The sequence below is a fragment of the Delftia sp. ZNC0008 genome (assembly GCF_000799035.1).
Taxonomy (GTDB): domain Bacteria; phylum Pseudomonadota; class Gammaproteobacteria; order Burkholderiales; family Burkholderiaceae_C; genus Comamonas; species Comamonas tsuruhatensis.
This window is the reverse complement of sequence record NZ_JTKZ01000094.1, coordinates 1-16,550: the sequence shown is the minus strand read 5'-3', so window position 1 is coordinate 16,550 and position 16,550 is coordinate 1. Positions and strand designations below refer to the sequence as shown.

At 64.3% G+C, this 16,550-nt stretch carries 17 protein-coding genes; 7 read left to right on the top strand and 10 right to left on the bottom strand.

The window, feature by feature from the left end:
* Nucleotides 1-8: 8 nt before the first annotated feature.
* From mobB to L995_RS03350, 4 genes are all read right to left on the bottom strand, one after another.
* Nucleotides 9-569 (bottom strand): molybdopterin-guanine dinucleotide biosynthesis protein B, encoded by a 561-nt coding sequence (gene mobB / locus L995_RS03365; protein WP_016447747.1) that lies wholly within the window; start codon nucleotides 567-569, stop codon nucleotides 9-11.
* Between the two features lie 46 nt (nucleotides 570-615).
* The gene (gene thrC, locus L995_RS03360; protein ID WP_016447748.1) at nucleotides 616-2,043 is read right to left on the bottom strand and encodes a threonine synthase; all 1,428 of its coding nucleotides are present in this window, start codon (nucleotides 2,041-2,043) and stop codon (nucleotides 616-618) included.
* A gap of 140 nt (nucleotides 2,044-2,183) precedes the next feature.
* Nucleotides 2,184-3,533: a homoserine dehydrogenase gene (locus L995_RS03355; protein WP_016447749.1), complete on the bottom strand. Its 1,350-nt coding sequence runs from the start codon at nucleotides 3,531-3,533 to the stop codon at nucleotides 2,184-2,186.
* A 110-nt stretch (nucleotides 3,534-3,643) separates the two neighbouring features.
* Nucleotides 3,644-4,879, bottom strand: a complete 1,236-nt coding sequence (locus L995_RS03350) for a pyridoxal phosphate-dependent aminotransferase (protein WP_016447750.1) — start codon at nucleotides 4,877-4,879, stop codon at nucleotides 3,644-3,646.
* A gap of 171 nt (nucleotides 4,880-5,050) precedes the next feature.
* On the opposite strand from L995_RS03350, the gene L995_RS03345 reads away from it, so the two are divergent.
* From L995_RS03345 to L995_RS03330, 4 genes are all read left to right on the top strand, one after another.
* Nucleotides 5,051-5,419 (top strand): Mth938-like domain-containing protein, encoded by a 369-nt coding sequence (locus L995_RS03345; protein ID WP_017407848.1) that lies wholly within the window; start codon nucleotides 5,051-5,053, stop codon nucleotides 5,417-5,419.
* Nucleotides 5,420-5,557: 138 nt separating this feature from the next.
* Nucleotides 5,558-6,043: a peroxiredoxin gene (locus L995_RS03340; RefSeq protein ID WP_012207021.1), complete on the top strand. Its 486-nt coding sequence runs from the start codon at nucleotides 5,558-5,560 to the stop codon at nucleotides 6,041-6,043.
* 176 nt (nucleotides 6,044-6,219) lie between these two features.
* Nucleotides 6,220-8,025 carry a PhoH family protein gene (locus L995_RS03335; RefSeq protein ID WP_047469152.1) on the top strand — a complete coding sequence of 602 codons (1,806 nt, stop codon included), beginning with the start codon at nucleotides 6,220-6,222 and terminating at the stop codon, nucleotides 8,023-8,025.
* Nucleotides 8,026-8,028: 3 nt separating this feature from the next.
* On the top strand, nucleotides 8,029-8,427 hold the full coding sequence (locus L995_RS03330) for a hypothetical protein (RefSeq protein ID WP_047469151.1): 399 nt from the start codon (nucleotides 8,029-8,031) through the stop codon (nucleotides 8,425-8,427).
* A gap of 75 nt (nucleotides 8,428-8,502) precedes the next feature.
* Here L995_RS03330 and dnaB read toward each other — a convergent pair whose 3' ends face one another.
* From dnaB to rpsF, 5 genes are all read right to left on the bottom strand, one after another.
* Complete coding sequence (gene dnaB, locus L995_RS03325) at nucleotides 8,503-9,939, bottom strand: replicative DNA helicase (protein WP_016447754.1); 1,437 nt, start codon at nucleotides 9,937-9,939, stop codon at nucleotides 8,503-8,505.
* A 132-nt stretch (nucleotides 9,940-10,071) separates the two neighbouring features.
* Entirely contained in the window at nucleotides 10,072-10,524 is a 453-nt protein-coding gene (rplI, locus tag L995_RS03320) for a 50S ribosomal protein L9 (protein WP_016447755.1), read from the bottom strand.
* 12 nt (nucleotides 10,525-10,536) lie between these two features.
* Nucleotides 10,537-10,818 carry a 30S ribosomal protein S18 gene (rpsR, locus tag L995_RS03315; protein WP_012207026.1) on the bottom strand — a complete coding sequence of 94 codons (282 nt, stop codon included), beginning with the start codon at nucleotides 10,816-10,818 and terminating at the stop codon, nucleotides 10,537-10,539.
* A gap of 18 nt (nucleotides 10,819-10,836) precedes the next feature.
* The gene (gene priB / locus L995_RS03310) at nucleotides 10,837-11,127 is read right to left on the bottom strand and encodes a primosomal replication protein N (protein ID WP_047469148.1); all 291 of its coding nucleotides are present in this window, start codon (nucleotides 11,125-11,127) and stop codon (nucleotides 10,837-10,839) included.
* Nucleotides 11,128-11,153: 26 nt separating this feature from the next.
* Nucleotides 11,154-11,516, bottom strand: coding sequence for a 30S ribosomal protein S6 (rpsF, locus tag L995_RS03305; RefSeq protein WP_012207028.1), 363 nt, complete (start codon nucleotides 11,514-11,516; stop codon nucleotides 11,154-11,156).
* A gap of 302 nt (nucleotides 11,517-11,818) precedes the next feature.
* On the opposite strand from rpsF, the gene grpE reads away from it, so the two are divergent.
* The 3 genes from grpE (at nucleotide 11,819) to dnaJ (ending at nucleotide 15,668) form a co-directional block, all read left to right on the top strand.
* The gene (gene grpE / locus L995_RS03300; RefSeq protein WP_016447757.1) at nucleotides 11,819-12,364 is read left to right on the top strand and encodes a nucleotide exchange factor GrpE; all 546 of its coding nucleotides are present in this window, start codon (nucleotides 11,819-11,821) and stop codon (nucleotides 12,362-12,364) included.
* A gap of 114 nt (nucleotides 12,365-12,478) precedes the next feature.
* Nucleotides 12,479-14,428, top strand: coding sequence for a molecular chaperone DnaK (gene dnaK, locus L995_RS03295; protein ID WP_016447758.1), 1,950 nt, complete (start codon nucleotides 12,479-12,481; stop codon nucleotides 14,426-14,428).
* Nucleotides 14,429-14,528: 100 nt separating this feature from the next.
* A complete protein-coding gene (gene dnaJ, locus L995_RS03290) occupies nucleotides 14,529-15,668 on the top strand; it encodes a molecular chaperone DnaJ (protein WP_017405356.1) in 1,140 nt (379 codons plus the stop codon).
* A 70-nt stretch (nucleotides 15,669-15,738) separates the two neighbouring features.
* Here dnaJ and L995_RS03285 read toward each other — a convergent pair.
* A partial coding sequence (locus L995_RS03285; RefSeq protein WP_047469143.1) for a tetratricopeptide repeat protein occupies nucleotides 15,739-16,550 on the bottom strand: 812 nt, incomplete at its 5' end.

The window sequence follows — 16,550 nt, the reverse complement described above, 5'->3', positions numbered from 1 at the left end:
TTTTTCTCCTAGTCTTGGCCGCTGTCAGGTGCACGGTAGCGCAGGCGCTCCCCCTGATCCAGCAGCCATTGCAGTATCTGCGCTGGCGCGTTGAGGTCCAGCACGGGCTGGCGCGGCGGCTCGGGCAGGCGGGCCGGCGCATCGGTTGCCACGGCCAGCACATGGGGATCGTGCGGGAACAAAGGCGCCTGGGTCTTGCCGGCGCTGGTGCGCTCGGGCTGCTCGCGCCAGATTTCTATCTTGGGCAGGTCGGCGTGCTTGAAACCCTCTACCAGCACCCAGTCCACGAGGGGGTCCAGCTCGGCCAGCATGTCGTGCACCGACAGCTCCGTGGGCCGGGGGAATTCGCGCATCAGCGCCAGACGGCGATCGGAAGCCAGCACCACCTCATAGGCACCCGCCTTGCGGTGGCGCCAGCTGTCCTTGCCCTCGTGATCGACATCGAAATGGTGGTGGGCATGCTTGACCACCGAAACGCTGAGCCCCTGCGCACGCATCAGCGTGATCAGGGGCTCCACCAGGCTGGTCTTGCCCGAGCCGGAGTAGCCGGCGAAGCCGATGACCTTCATCGCCATGCACTCCAGCTGCGGACCTGCGGACAGCCCGGCCGTGGCATCAGTCGCAATGCCGGGCGATGTAGGCCTTGACCTGCTCGGCGTCGGCCGGCAAGTCGGTCACGCGCTTGGGCAGGTCCTCGATGCCTTCGAACTTGGCCGGGCGATCGGGCAGGCGGCCCAGGGCCTCCTCGATGGTGGCGGCGAACTTGATGGGCAGTGCCGTCTCCAGCACGATCATGGGCACGCCGGCCTGCAGCTGCTCGCGCGCCACCTTGACGCCGTCGGCCGTGTGCGTGTCGATCATGGTGCCGAAGCGCTCGAAGGTATCGCGGATGGTGGCCAGGCGGTCGGCATGCGTGCTCTTGCCGCTGACGAAGCCGTAGCGGGCAGCAGCTTCCTGGAACAGCGGATTGCCGCCCAGGTCGAAGCGGCCCTGGCGTGCCACGCCCTCGGCGAACAACTCGCGCGTGGCCTGTCCATCGCGACCCAGCAGGTCGAACACGAAGCGCTCGAAGTTGCTGGCCTTGGAGATGTCCATCGAGGGGCTCGATGTCTCGTAGGTGTGCTCGCTGCCGCGCACCACGTAGGCGCCCGTGCGGAAGAACTCGTCGAGCACGTCGTTCTCGTTGGTCGCCACCACCAGGCGTTCGATCGGCAGGCCCATCTGGCGCGCCACATGGCCGGCGCAGATGTTGCCGAAGTTGCCGCTGGGCACCGTGAAGCTGACCTTCTGGTCATTGCTCTGCGTGGCCTGCAGGTAGCCGGCAAAGTAGTAGACGACCTGGGCCAGCAGGCGGGCCCAGTTGATCGAGTTGACCGTGCCGATCTTGTACTTCGCCTTGAAGGCGTGGTCGTTGGAGACGGCCTTGACGATGTCCTGGCAGTCGTCGAACACGCCCTCGATGGCGATGTTGTGGATGTTGGCATCCTGCAGGCTGAACATCTGGGCCTGCTGGAAGGGGCTCATGCGGCCGCGCGGGCTGGTCATGAACACGCGCACGCCCTTTTTGCCGCGCATGGCGTACTCGGCCGCGCTGCCGGTGTCGCCGCTGGTGGCGCCCAGGATGTTCAGCTCCTCGCCACGGCGGCCCAGTTCGTACTCGAACAGGTTGCCCAGCAGCTGCATGGCCATGTCCTTGAAGGCCAGCGTGGGGCCGTTGGACAGGGCTTCGAGCCACAGGCCGTCTTCCAGCGGGCGCAGCGGCGTGATCTCGGCCGTGCCGAACACCTGCTGCGTATAGGTCTTGGCGCACAGGGCGCGCAGATCCTCGGCCGGAATGTCGTCGATGTACAGGCTCAGGATCTCGAAGGCCAGGGCCGCGTAGCCCTGCTCCTTGTAGATGCTGCGCAGCTCGCCCAGGCGGGCGGCATCGATCTGCGGATAGCGCTCGGGCAGGTACAGCCCGCCATCGGGCGCCAGGCCCTCGAGCAGGATGTCGCAAAAGCGCTTGCGGTCCGCGTGGCCGCGCGTGGAAAGATAAAGCATGTCGCTTCCTCGTCAGTATTCTGTGAGACGGGGCGCGGCCGATGCCAGGGATGCCGAGCAAGGGCCGCCCCGCAGCGAGGGCGTCGTCCCCCTCCCGCGTGCGAGAGAGGGGGAAGCGGCGCAGCCGCTCAGGGGGTGTCTTAGTTCAACTCTTCCTTGCGGATGCGGTTGATAGGGGCCAGCACCGTGGGCAACTGCTGGATCTGCGCCAGGGCAGCATCCATGTCGCCTTCGCGCGTGGCGTGGGTCAGGATGATCAGGTCGGTCTGCGGCACGCCCTGGCTGCCTTCGCTGTCGCCGCTCACCTCGCCAGCCTCGCGCTGCAGCAGGGCATCGATGCTGATGCCGGCACCGGCGAGGATGCTGGTGATCTTGGCCAGCACGCCGGCTTCGTCGGCCACGCGGATGCGCAGGTAGTAGCTGGTGACCACCTCGCTCATGGGCAGCACGGGCAGCTCGCCACCTGCGGCGACCAGCGTGTTCGACTGGAAGGCCAGCGGGGGCACACGGTGCTCGGGGTCGGCCGTGTGCAGGCGGGCAATGTCCACCAGGTCGGCAATCACGGCGCTGGCCGTGGGCTCGGAGCCCGCGCCCTTGCCGTAGTACAGCGTCGTGCCCACGGCGTCGCCATGGACGACGACGGCGTTCATCGCGCCTTCCACGTTGGCGATCAGGCGCTTGGTCGGCACCAGGCTGGGGTGCACGCGCAGCTCGATGCCCTTGTCCGTGCGCTTGGTGATACCCAGCAGCTTGATGCGGTAGCCCAGTTGCTCGGCGTACTTGATGTCGGCCGCAGACAGCTTGGTGATGCCTTCCACATGCGCCTTGTCGAACTGCACGGGAATGCCGAAGGCGATGGCGCTCATCAGCGTGACCTTGTGGGCGGCGTCCACGCCTTCGATGTCGAAGGTCGGATCGGCTTCGGCATAGCCCAGGCGCTGGGCCTCCTTGAGCACCACGTCGAAGTCCAGGCCCTTGTCGCGCATCTCGGACAGGATGAAGTTGGTCGTGCCGTTGATGATGCCGGCCACCCACTGGATCTGGTTGGCCGTCAGGCCTTCGCGCAGCGCCTTGATGATGGGAATGCCACCGGCCACGGCTGCTTCGTAGGCCACCATCACGCCCTTCTCGGCGGCGGCCTTGAAGATTTCGCTGCCATGCACGGCCAGCAGGGCCTTGTTGGCCGTGACCACATGCTTGCCGGCGGCAATGGCCTCCAGCACCAGGGCCTTGGCAATGCCGTAGCCGCCGATCAGCTCGATCACCACGTCGATCTCGGGGTTGGCGATGATCTCGCGCGCATCGCCGACCACCTTGGCCGTGTCGCCCACGACGGAGCGTGCGCGTTCCGTATCCAGGTCGGCCACCATGGCAATCTCAATACCGCGGCCCGCGCGGCGGCGGATCTCTTCCTGGTTGCGCTGCAGCACGTTGAAGGTGCCGCTGCCCACGGTGCCAATGCCCAGAAGGCCTACTTGGATCGGTTTCATAAACTACTTGCCAGTCAAAAAATGCTGCGGCGCCCAGAGGGTGCGCGCCGGCAGCCGGTAAAAAGCGATGGTCGGCGCAAGGCCCTCTCCCCCGCCGGCCCCCGCACAGCTCAGCCGCGGTCCGTGCCGTGGCGCTTGCGGTATTTCTCGAGGAACACGGCCAGGCGGCGGATGGCCTCGCGCAGGTCGGTGTCGTGCGGCAGGAAGACGATGCGGAAATGGTCGGGGTGCGGCCAGTTGAAGCCTGTTCCCTGCACCAGCATGACCTTGGTTTCCTGCAGCACTTCCAGGAAGAACGCCTGGTCATCCTTGATCGGGTAGATCTCGGGGTCCAGGCGCGGGAACATGTACAGCGCGGCCTGCGGCTTGACGCAGCTCACGCCGGGGATTTCGGTGATCAGTTGGTAGGCCAGGTCGCGCTGCACGCGCAGCCGGCCGCCTTCCTGCACCAGCTCGTCGATGCTCTGATGCCCGCCCAGCGCCGTCTGCACGGCCCATTGGCCAGGCACATTGGCGCACAGGCGCATGTTGGAGAGCATGTTCAGGCCCTCGATATAGTCCTTGGCCGCCTTCTTGTCGCCCGAGACCACCATCCAGCCGGCGCGGTAGCCGCAGCTGCGATAGGCCTTGGACAGCGAGTTGAAGGTCAGCGTCAGCACATCGGTGGACAGGCTGGCCAGCGGCGTATGCACGACGTCGTCGTAGAGCACCTTGTCATAGACCTCGTCGGCGAAGATCACCAGGCCATGCTCGCGGGCCAGCGCCACGATGCTTTGCAGCAGCTGCTTGCTGTACAGGGCACCTGTCGGATTGTTGGGGTTGATGACGACGATGCCCTTGGTGCGCGGCGTGATCTTGGCGCGGATGTCGTCCAGGTCGGGCATCCAGCCGTTGGACTCGTCGCACATATAGTGCACGGGCGTGCCGCCGGACAGGCTGGTCACGGCGGTCCACAGCGGATAGTCGGGCGCCGGCAGCAGCATCTCGTCGCCGTCGTCCAGCAGCGCGTTCGTGGCCAGGCTGATCAGCTCGGATGCGCCATTGCCCAGGTAGATATCGTCCAGCGTCACGCCCAGGATGCCCTGGCGCTGGGTTTCGTGCATCACGGCCTTGCGCGCCGCGAAGATGCCCTTGCTGTCCGAGTAGCCTGCCGAATTGGGCAGGTTGCGGATCATGTCCTGCTGCACTTCCTCAGGAGCGTCGAAGCCGAACACGGCCAGATTGCCGATATTGAGCTTGATGATCTTCTGGCCGTCCTCTTCCATCTTCTTGGCCGCGTCCATGATGGGCCCGCGGATGTCATAACAGACGTTGGCTAGTTTTGCGGATTTGAGAACGGTTTTCATGCTGAGAATATGAAAGTGGCCGGCGCGGGCTTGCGGCCTTCATGCACGCCAAAGTGCCCCATGCACCCTGGTGAAACCTATAATTTGACCACAGTTCCGCAATGCAGCATCGCCCTGGCCCCGACCCATGTGGCGGCCACCCCCATCGCGCAGACCGCGCCACCCTCATCCATGAAATTCCACGCCGACAAATCCGAAGCACAGAGCATCACGGGCTATGGCCCCGGCTGGGTCGCCGTGGACCGGGAAAAGTTCGAACACAGCCTGCTTGTCGGCGCCAAAGGCCTGCGCCAGGCCTGGGACTGTGCCCGCTTCGAAGACCTGACGCCTGAGCATTTCGAGGCCCTGTCCCAGCTGGATGCAGAGGTCATCATCCTGGGCAGCGGCCAGCGCAACCGCTTCCCGCCAGCGGCCTGGCTGCGCCCGCTCATGGCCCGACGCATCGGCCTGGAAAGCATGGATACGCAGGCCGCGTGTCGCACCTACAACATCCTTGCCAGCGAAGGCCGTAACGTCGTCGCGGCCCTACTCTTGGAGTAGACTCCTGCCCCCCTGATTGGGAGAAATTCCGTTTTCAGGGTAAAATTGCAGGTTGCGGTTGGGGGCATTTCCGATAAAAGCAAAAACACAAACACGGCCCTCGGCATTTCAACGACTACACCCGAGAGATATAAGCGCATGGCGATCGTTGTCAACAAACCCCTTCCCGAATTTGAAGCCAACGCTACCGGCGGGATCAAGGTGACCAACACCTCCCACACGGGCCAGATTCTGATCCTGTATTTCTACCCCAAGGACAATACGCCTGGCTGCACCACCGAAGCCATGCAGTTCCGCGACAAGTACAAGGACTTCGTGAAAGCTGGCGCCACCGTGTTTGGCGTCTCGCGCGACAACATGAAGTCGCACGACGACTTCAAGGAAAAGCTGGAACTGCCGTTCGAGCTGATCGCCGATACGGAAGAGAAGATGTGCCACATGTTCGGCGTGGTCAAGAACAAGATCATGTACGGCAAGAAGGTGAAGGGCATCGAGCGCTCCACCTTCCTGGTCGGAGCCGATGGCCTGCTGGTGCAGGAATGGCGCGGCCTGAAGGTTCCCGGCCACGTTGACGAGGTGCTCAAGGCTGTCAAGACCCTGAAGGCATTGAAGCAGGCTGCCTGATAGCAACAATCCGACAGGTGACAGAGTGCCGGCCGACATATTCAGGCCGTCCGCCTATGCATAATGGGGCAATGCCTCTTAGCAAAGACGCTTTTCCCTGTCACCCCTCCAAAGCCGCCTCGGTTTCCAGGCGGCTTTGTGCTTTTTGATCCTTGTTGAGGAACGGTTCGTCCACCATGCCCCTGCCCCCCGCACCCGGCCGCCGTGCCGCCAAGCTCTCCCCCGAAGCCTTTCTTCCCGTGCGCGGTGCCCAGCACGCAGACCCCCTGCCCGCTGACGATCTTCCCGATGCAGTCGAGGCCGTAGCTGCCGCCGCGCCACGCAAGCGCAAGCCGGCCCCGGCCTCCGCCTCCAACACCACCACCACAGCTGCAAAGCCCGCACCGGCGCGCGGCCGCAACACCAAGGCCGCATCACCGGCTCCTGCGCCCGCAACTGCAGCCCCTGCCAATCGGCAGCGCCGCGCAACCGACAATTCCAACGCAACGGCAGCGCCGTCCAGCGCCCGGTCGGCCAACAGGTCGGCCACGGAAGCCAAGCCGGCAGCACTGCTGGCAGCACCGGTTCGCCCACGCCGCACGCGCACAGGCCCGAAGACGCTGTTCGTGCTCGACACCAACGTGCTGCTGCACGACCCGACCAGCCTGTTCCGCTTCGAGGAGCACGACATCTTCCTGCCCATGGTGGTGCTGGAAGAGCTCGACGGCCACAAGAAGGGAATGACCGAAGTGGCGCGCAACGGCCGCCAGGTCAGCCGCACGCTGGATTCACTGGTCGCCTCCCAGCCCTCCGAGACGCTGGACAAGGGCCTGCCGCTGAATGCCACGGGCCAGCGCAGCGCCACCGGCATGCTGTATTTCCAGACGGAACCGCTGGAGACCTCGCTGCCCGACAGCCTGCCCCAGGGCAAGGCGGACAACCAGATCCTGGGCGTGGTCGCCGCGCTGCGCAAGAAGTTCAGCGAGCGTGAAGTCGTGCTGGTGTCCAAGGACATCAACATGCGCGTCAAGGCACGCGCCCTGGGCCTTGCGGCCGAGGACTACCAGAACGACAAGGTACTGGACGACGGCGACCTGCTGTACGCAGGCGCCCTGGCCCTGCCCCAGGACTTCTGGGCCAAGGCCGGCAAGAACGTCGAAAGCTGGCAGGAAGGCGCCATCACCTACTACCGCATCAGCGGCGCCATCGTCGACCAGCTGATGATCAACCAGTTCGTCTACCACGAGGCACCGGGCGAGCCCAGCCTGTTCATGCGCGTGACCGAGATCCGCGACAAGACGGCCGTGCTCAAGACGCTCAAGGACTTCGGCAATCCCAAGTACGCCGTCTGGGGCGTCACGGCGCGCAACCGCGAACAGAACTTCGCGATGAACCTGTTGATGAACCCGGACATCGACCTGGTCACGCTGACCGGCACGGCCGGCACGGGCAAGACCCTGCTGGCCCTGGCCGCCGGCCTGTCCCAGGTGCTGGACGACCGCCGCTACACCGAGATCATCATGACGCGCGCCACGGTCAGCGTGGGTGAGGACATCGGCTTCCTGCCCGGCACCGAGGAAGAGAAGATGGGCCCCTGGATGGGCGCCCTCGACGACAACCTCGAATTCCTGGCCAAGGGCGATGGCGGCAATGCCGGCGAATGGGGCCGCGCCGCCACCAACGAGCTGATCCGCAGCCGCATCAAGATCAAGAGCATGAACTTCATGCGCGGCCGCACCTTCCTGAACAAGTACGTCATCATTGACGAGGCCCAGAACCTGACGCCCAAGCAGATGAAGACCCTGATCACGCGCGCCGGCCCCGGCACCAAGATCATCTGCATGGGCAATCTGGCGCAGATCGACACGCCCTACCTGACCGAGGGCTCGTCGGGACTGACCTACGCCGTGGACCGCTTCAAGGGCTGGCCCCACAGCGGCCACATCACGCTGGCGCGCGGCGAGCGCTCGCGCCTGGCCGACTTCGCCAGCGAGGTGCTGTAAGCCATGGCGATCAGCTGGATCACGGCGCTGAAGCTGGTGCCCTGGGGCGATGTCATCGAGGCCACCCCCCAGGTCGTCAAGGCAGCCAAGAGCCTGCTGCGCAAAAAGGATGCGGAGCAGGCGGTCGGCGCGCAGCCGGCTGCAGCCGGCGAGCCGCTGGCAGCCCCGCGCTCGGCTGGCGAACAGGCTCTGCTGCTGATCCAGGCCCAGGAAGCCCGCATCACGCAGCTGGAGCAGTCACAGCGCCAGTCGCTGGAACTGATCGAGAAGCTGGCCGAGCAGAATGCCCAGATCGTGGCCACCGTGGGTGCGCTGCGCATGGGCGCCCAGCGGCTGGCCTGGGCCTGCGCCATCCTCGGCGCCTGCGTGGCAGGTCTGCTGATCCATGCCTGGCGTACATAGACCGCCCACTGCAAAAAAACCAAACGGCCCCTCGGGGCCGTTTTTCATGGAAAGCCTGAAAGCCAAGTGCTGCAATCAGTACTCGTCGCCACCACCGTAGCCCACGGCCAGGTTCTCGAAGCGCGTCTGGTTTTTCTGGAAGAACAGCTTGACCGTGCCGGTCGGGCCGTTACGCTGCTTGCCGATGATGACTTCGGCAATGTTGGGCTCCTTGCTGTCCTTGTTGTAGTAGTCATCGCGGTAGATGAACATGATGATGTCGGCATCCTGCTCGATGGCGCCCGATTCGCGCAGGTCGGACATCATGGGGCGCTTGTCGGTGCGCTGCTCCACCGAACGGTTGAGCTGGGACAGGGCAATCACCGGGCACTGCAACTCCTTGGCCAGCATCTTCAAGCCCCGCGAAATCTCGCCCAGCTCGGTCGCACGGTTGTCGGAACTGGCGGCCGAACCCGAGCCGCTCATCAGCTGCAGATAGTCGACCACGATCAGGCCCAGCTTGCCGCAGGTACGCGCCAGGCGCCGCGCATTGGCGCGCAGCTCCGTAGGCGACAGGCCTGGCGTCTCGTCGATGTGCAGGGATACCGTGCGCAGCCGCTCGATGGCTTCCGTCAGGCGCGGCCACTCGTCATCGTTGAGCTTGCCCGTGCGCAGATTGCCCTGGTTGACGCGGCCGATGGAGCCGACGATACGCACCGCCAGCTGGGCCGCGCCCATTTCCATGGAGAAAATAGCGACCGGCAGGCCTTCGTTGAGCGCCACGTGCTCGGCGATATTCACCGCAAACGAGGTCTTGCCCATCGAGGGGCGTGCGGCCAGCACCACCAGGTCGCCAGCCTGCAGGCCACTGGTCATGCGGTCCAGATCGACGAAGCCCGTGGGCACGCCGGTCACGTCCATGGGGTTGTCGGCCATCTCCTGGACACGGTCCAGCAGGTCCACCACCAGCGTGTCGAGCGACTGGAAACCCTGCTTGTTGCGCGCCCCCTCCTCGCCGATGGCCAGGATCTTCTGCTCGGCCTCGTCAAGGATGCGGTCCACCGTCTTGCCCTGCGGATTGAAGGCATTGGTGGCGATGTCATCACTGGCCGTCACCAGCTTGCGCAGGATGGAGCGCTCGCGCACGATCTCCGCGTAGCGCCGGATGTTGGTGGCACTGGGCACGTACTGCGCCAGCTGGTTCAGGTACAGCAGGCCGCCAATTTCCTCGGCCTTGCCCATGCCCTGCAAATGCTCGTACACCGTGATCACGTCGGCCGGCTTGCTGGCATTGATCAGCTTGCCGATGGCCTCGTAAATCAGCTTGTGCTCATGGCGGTAGAAATCACCATCCACCAGCAGATCGCCCACGCGGTCCCAGGCACTGTTGTCCAGAAGCAGGCCACCCAGCACGCTGGACTCGGACTCCATCGAATGCGGCGGCACGCGCAACTGCGCGACCTGCTGGTCGCCAGCGGGCAGCAGCGGTGCGAACGCATCATCGAGATCGAGCGGGGGCATTACGGACGACATGGAATTCCTGGAGATGAGCCCGCCATCGTAGCGGCTGGCAAAAGGCCGCGCCACCCGGCGTCATCACCCGGGCGCGGCAAAGCAAAAAGCCGCCCGAAGGCGGCTTTTTGGTGATACGGGACAAGCCCCGGATCAGGAGTGGTCGCCGTAGACCGACACCGACACTTCGACGCTGACGTCGGTGTGCAGTGCCACGACCACGGTGGCGTCGCCCACGGTCTTGATGGGACCGTTGACCAGGCGAACTTGCGACTTGGCAACGGCGAAGCCGGCCTTGGTCAGTTCTTCGGCGATGTCGGCATTGGTCACCGAACCGAACAGGCGGCCGTCAACGCCAGCCTTCTGGGTCAGCTTGACGTTCACGCCGTTGAGCTTTTCGCCCAGTTGCTGGGCAGCAGCCAGCTTTTCAGCCGCTTGCTTTTCCAGTTCGGCGCGCTTGGCTTCGAACTCGGCCTTGGCGGAAGCCGTGGCGCGACGGGCAGCGCCCGTGGGGATCAGGAAGTTGCGGGCGTAGCCGTCCTTGACCTTGACGATATCGCCGAGGCCACCGAGGTTCACAACCTTGTCGAGCAGAATGACTTGCATGGGTTGTATTCCTTAGATCTTGTGCTGGTCAGAGTAAGGAACCAGAGCCAGGAAGCGGGCGCGCTTGATGGCAGTGTTCAACTGACGCTGGTAGATGGCGCGCGTGCCGGTCAGGCGAGCGGGGACGATCTTGCCGTTTTCACCGATGAAGTCACGCAGGGTGTCCACATCCTTGTAGTCGATTTCTTCGACGCCGGCGACGGTGAAGCGGCAGAAGCGCTTGCGCTTGAACAGCAGCGACTGCGTGTTGCGCTTGGGGCGCTTGTCCTTGTTGAATTTCTTGAACGTGGCCATTTCTGGACCTCTTGAAAATTAGTTTTGTTGAATGTCCTGGATGTGAAGAACCAGCAATTTGCCGTTGCGGGGCGTTGCCAGGAAGCCTAGGAACTTCCACTGGCTGCCGAGCGCCTGGCGGGCCAGCTTTTCAGCCAGCGCACCAAAGGCCACCGCCTTGACAGATGCCGTCACGCTGCGCTCGCTTCCCGCCTCTTTCTGCCGCGACGCATGCTCGAGTCGCAGTTCAAGGGCTGGCAGCCCTGCCGGCGTGTAGCGCAGTGCTTGAAGCTCTGCGATGGCGGCCGTCAGTACAACGTGGTTCTCCACTCCTTCAGGTTCTGACAGGGCTGGGCTCAGGCCTGTTCGGTCTGGCTGGCCTTGCGGGCCTCTTCACGCTCGACGGTCTTCATCATCGAGGAAGGAGCCGTATCGGCCTTCTTCTTCTGAACCGTCAGGTGACGCAGCACGGCATCGTTGAACTTGAAGGCATGCTCCAGCTCAGCCATCACAGCCTGGTCGGCTTCGATGTTCAGGCACAGGTAGTGGGCCTTGGCGAGCTTGTTGATCATGTAAGCCAGTTGGCGACGGCCCCAGTCTTCTTCGCGATGGACCTTGCCACCGCCAGCGGTGATCATGCCCTTGTAGCGTTCCAGCATGGCGGGAACCTGCTCGCTCTGATCCGGGTGGATCAACAAAACGATTTCGTAATGACGCATATCGACTCCTTTTGGGAAAACGCCGCCCACTGCGTCTTGTAGCGGTGCGGCAAGGCAAAGCATTGGATTCTAGCGCAGCCCTCTTCCATCTGTACACTTCGCACTGCCCGAGACCCCGGATCTGTGTGGGGCTTTTGCCCCGTCGCCCGGCTTTTGCCCTCACCGTGTACCTCTGCCGCGCGGATGCACATGCACAAAGCCCTTGAAAATACACCGATCCGCTCGCATCTCGATTCAAGATCGTGCAATCGCCTGGCCTCCAGTCTGGCGACCGCTTTGTTTTGTAGCTGAAGTCTCTATCCATGTCTGAACAAAACTCCAACCCCTTGCAAGACGCAGCCCCGGAAGAAATCGAAGCCGCCATGGCGGCCAATGCAGCCGACGAGCTGCAGCGCCTGCAGGCCGAGCTGGCCGAACTCAAGGCCAAGAGCGCCGAGCTGGCAGACCAGTTCCTGCGCGCCAAGGCCGAGGCCGAGAATGTGCGCCGCCGCGCGGAAGACGAAGTCTCCAAGGCGCGCAAATTCGGCATCGAGAGCTTTGCCGAAAGCCTTCTGCCTGTCTGCGACAGCCTGGATGCCGCCCTGGCCATTCAACAGGCCACGCCGGAACAGCTGCGCGAAGGCGCCGACGCCACGCTGCGCCAGCTGACCTCGGCCCTTGAGCGCAACAAAGTCGTGACCATCAATCCGGCTGCCGGCGAGAAATTCGACCCCAACCTGCACCAGGCGATCAGCATGGTGCCTGCACAGCAGGAAGCCAACACCGTGGTATCGGTGCTGCAAAAGGGCTACCTGATCGCCGACCGCATCCTGCGCCCGGCCCTCGTGACCGTGGCCCAGCCCCAGTAAGCGGGCACTCACGGCAGCACTGACAAAAAAGGGGACAAGCCCCTTGAAGCTGCGCGAGCCGGCCACAAGTTAGCAGTCATTCAAACATTTCACAGAACGCGGAGAGAACTCAAAATGGGAAAAATCATCGGTATTGACCTGGGCACCACCAATAGCTGCGTGGCCATCATGGACGGCAACACCACGCGCGTGATCGAGAACAGCGAAGGTGCGCGCACCACGCCGTCGATCATTGCGTACCAGGAAGACGGCGAGATCCTCGTCGGCGCCTCGGCCAAGCGCCAGGCGGTCACCAACCCCCGCAACACCATCTATGCCGCCAAGCGCCTGATCGGCCGCAAGTTCGACGAGAAGGAAGTGCAAAAGGACATCGACCTGATGCCCTACACCATCTCGCGCGCCGACAACGGCGACGCCTGGGTGGAAGTGCGCGGCCAGAAGCTGGCCCCGCCGCAGATTTCCGCCGAAGTGCTGCGCAAGATGAAGAAGACCGCCGAGGACTACCTGGGCGAGCCCGTGACCGAGGCCGTGATCACCGTGCCCGCTTACTTCAACGACGCCCAGCGCCAGGCCACCAAGGACGCCGGCCGCATCGCCGGCCTGGAAGTCAAGCGCATCATCAACGAACCCACGGCGGCGGCCCTGGCCTTCGGCCTGGACAAGACCGACAAGGGCGACCGCAAGATCGCCGTGTATGACCTGGGCGGCGGCACCTTCGACGTGTCCATCATCGAAATCGCCGATGTGGACGGCGAAAAGCAGTTCGAAGTGCTGTCGACCAACGGCGACACCTTCCTGGGCGGCGAAGACTTCGACCAGCGCATCATCGACTACATCATCACCGAGTTCAAGAAGGAACAGGGCGTCGATCTGTCCAAGGACGTGCTGGCGCTGCAGCGCCTGAAGGAAGCCGCCGAGAAGGCCAAGATCGAGCTGTCGAACTCGGCCCAGACCGACATCAACCTGCCCTACATCACGGCCGATGCCTCGGGTCCCAAGCACCTGAACATCAAGCTGACCCGCGCCAAGCTGGAAAGCCTGGTCGAGGACCTGATCGAGCGCACCATTGCGCCCTGCCGCACGGCCATCAAGGACGCAGGCGTGTCCGTGTCCGACATCGATGACGTCATCCTGGTCGGCGGCATGACCCGCATGCCCAAGGTGCAGGAAAAGGTCAAGGAATTCTTCGGCAAGGATCCCCGCAAGGACGTGAACCCCGACGAAGCCGTGGCCGTGGGCGCCGCCGTGCAGGGCCAGGTTCTGTCGGGTGACCGCAAGGACGTGCTGCTGCTGGACGTGACACCGCTGTCGCTGGGCATCGAGACGCTGGGTGGCGTGATGACCAAGATGATCACCAAGAACACCACCATCCCGACGAAGTTCGCACAGACCTTCTCGACGGCCGACGACAACCAGCCTGCCGTGACGATCAAGGTGTTCCAGGGCGAGCGCGAAATGGCTTCGGGCAACAAGATGCTGGGCGAGTTCAACCTCGAAGGCATCCCGCCGGCCGCGCGTGGCGTGCCCCAGATCGAAGTGGCCTTTGACATCGACGCCAACGGCATCCTGAACGTGTCCGCCAAGGACAAGGCATCGGGCAAGGAAAACAAGATCACCATCAAGGCGAACTCCGGCCTGTCCGAGGAAGAGATCCAGAAGATGGTCAAGGACGCCGAGCTGAACGCCGCCGACGACAAGAAGAAGCTGGAACTGGTCCAGGCCCGCAACCAGGGCGAGGCTGCCGTGCACAGCGTCAAGAAGAGCCTGGGCGAGCATGGCGACAAGCTCGACGCTGGCGAGAAGACCGCCATCGAGAGCGCCGTCAAGGACCTGGAAGAAGCGCTCAAGGGCGAGGACAAGGACGCCATCGACGCCAAGACCACGGCGCTGATGACGGTCAGCCAGAAGCTCGGCGAGAAGATGTACGCCGATGCACAGGCAGCGGGCGCCCCCGAGGCAGCCGCCGCCGCAGCAGCCGCCGGTGCTGCAGGTGCCTCGGCCGGTGCTGCAGCCGCTGACGACAACGTCGTCGACGCCGAAGTCAAGGAAGTCAAGAAGGACTGAACCCAGCGCGTGGTCCCTTGACGACCGCTTGCCGCCGCGCTCGGCCCTGCCAAGGGGCTGACGCGGCGTTCCTGTTCTCACTGACTGGCTAGCAAACACCATGTCCAAACGCGATTTTTACGAGGTCCTCGGCGTTGCCAAGAACGCCTCGGACGACGACATCAAGAAGGCTTATCGCAAGCTGGCGATGAAGTACCACCCTGACCGCAACCAGGGGGATGCCGCACGCGAGGCGGAAGAGAAATTCAAGGAGGCCAAGGAGGCCTACGAGATGCTCTCCGACAGCAACAAACGCGCGGCCTACGATCAGTACGGCCACGCAGGCGTGGACCCCAACCGCGGCATGGGCGGCGGCGCAGAAGGCTTTGGCGGCTTTGCCGAGGCCTTTGGCGACATCTTCGGCGACATGTTCAACCAGGGCGGGCGGCGCGGCGGCGCAGGTGGCGGCCGCCAGGTCTACCGTGGCAACGACCTCAGCTATGCCATGGAGATCACGCTGGAAGAGGCTGCCCACGGCAAGGATGCGCAGATACGCATCCCCAGCTGGGACAGCTGCGACACCTGCCACGGCAGCGGCGCCAAGCCCGGCACCAGCGCCAAGACCTGCACCACCTGCAACGGCATGGGCAGCGTGCAGATGCGCCAGGGCTTCTTCAGCGTGCAGCAGACCTGCCCGCACTGCCGAGGCACCGGCAAGATCATTCCCGAACCCTGCACCAGCTGCGGCGGCCAGGGCAAGGTCAAGCGCCAGAAGACGCTGGAAGTGAAGATTCCCGCAGGCATCGACGACGGCATGCGCATCCGCTCCTCGGGCAATGGCGAACCCGGCACCAATGGCGGGCCTGCAGGCGATCTCTACATCGAGATCCGCATCAAGGACCACGACATCTTCGAGCGCGATGGCGACGATCTGCACTGCAACGTGCCCGTGAGCTTCATCACGGCGGCGCTGGGTGGCGAGATCGAGGTACCCACCCTCTCGGGCAAGGCGGCCATCGACATCCCCGAAGGCACCCAGGCCGGCAAGCAGTTCCGCCTGCGCGGCAAGGGCATCAAGGGCGTGCGCTCCAGCTACCCCGGTGACCTGTACTGCCACATCGTGGTCGAGACGCCCGTCAAGCTGACCGAGTACCAGCGCAAGCTGCTGCGCGAGCTGGAGGAATCGCTCAAGAAGGGCGGCGCCAAGCATTCGCCCAGCGGCGAGAGCTGGACCGACAGGCTCAAGAGCTTCTTCAGCTGATGCAGCACTGAGCCCCCCAAAAAAAACGCCTCTTCCGAGGCGTTTTTCATTGGTGCATCCTCAACAGGGCTCAGGGAGCGGGTTTGGCCTTCCAGGCCGCCGCCTGCCGCTCCGCACGTGCGCGCTCTGCCGCGCTCAGCGGCTGGGCCATGCTGTCGCGCTTGGCCGCCAGAGAGCTGTCCTTGCCCGCTGCCAGCAGCATCCAGAAATAGGCCTGTGACGGGCTGCGCTCCACGCCCTTGCCCGAGGAATAGAGGCTGGCCAGATTGGACTGCGCCAGCGCGTCGCCCTGCTGGGCGGCACGCTCCAGCCAGCGCGCGGCCTGCTTGTCGCTGGCAGGCACGCCCTGGCCATTGGCATACAGAACGCCCAGGTTGGACTGGGCTGCGGCACTGCCCTGCTCGGCCGCCTTCTCCAGCCAGTGTGCGGCCTGCGCCATGTCGCGATCGACCACGCCACCCTCGGCATAGAGCATGCCGGCGTTGAATTGCGCATCGACATGGCCCTGGCCTGCCGCCGCCACAAACCAGCGCAGCGCCTGCGCCACATCCTCGGCCACGCCCCGGCCCGTGGCATACATCACGCCCAGGCTGTACTGGCCGGCCGCCTCCCCCTGTTCGGCCGAGCGCTGGAACCATTGCACGGCCTGGACGGGATCCTTGACGGCTCCGCGCCCCTCGGCCAGCATCAGGCCCAGGTTGTTCTGTGCCACGGCGTCACCCTGCTCGGCCGCCTTGCGATACCACTGCACGGCCTGCGCATCGTCGCGCACCACGCCACGGCCATTGGCGTACATCAAACCCAGGTCGGACTGAGCCGGCGCATAGCCTTGCTGGGCCGATTTCTCATACCACCGGGCAGCAGTCTCCGCATCCAGGGCAA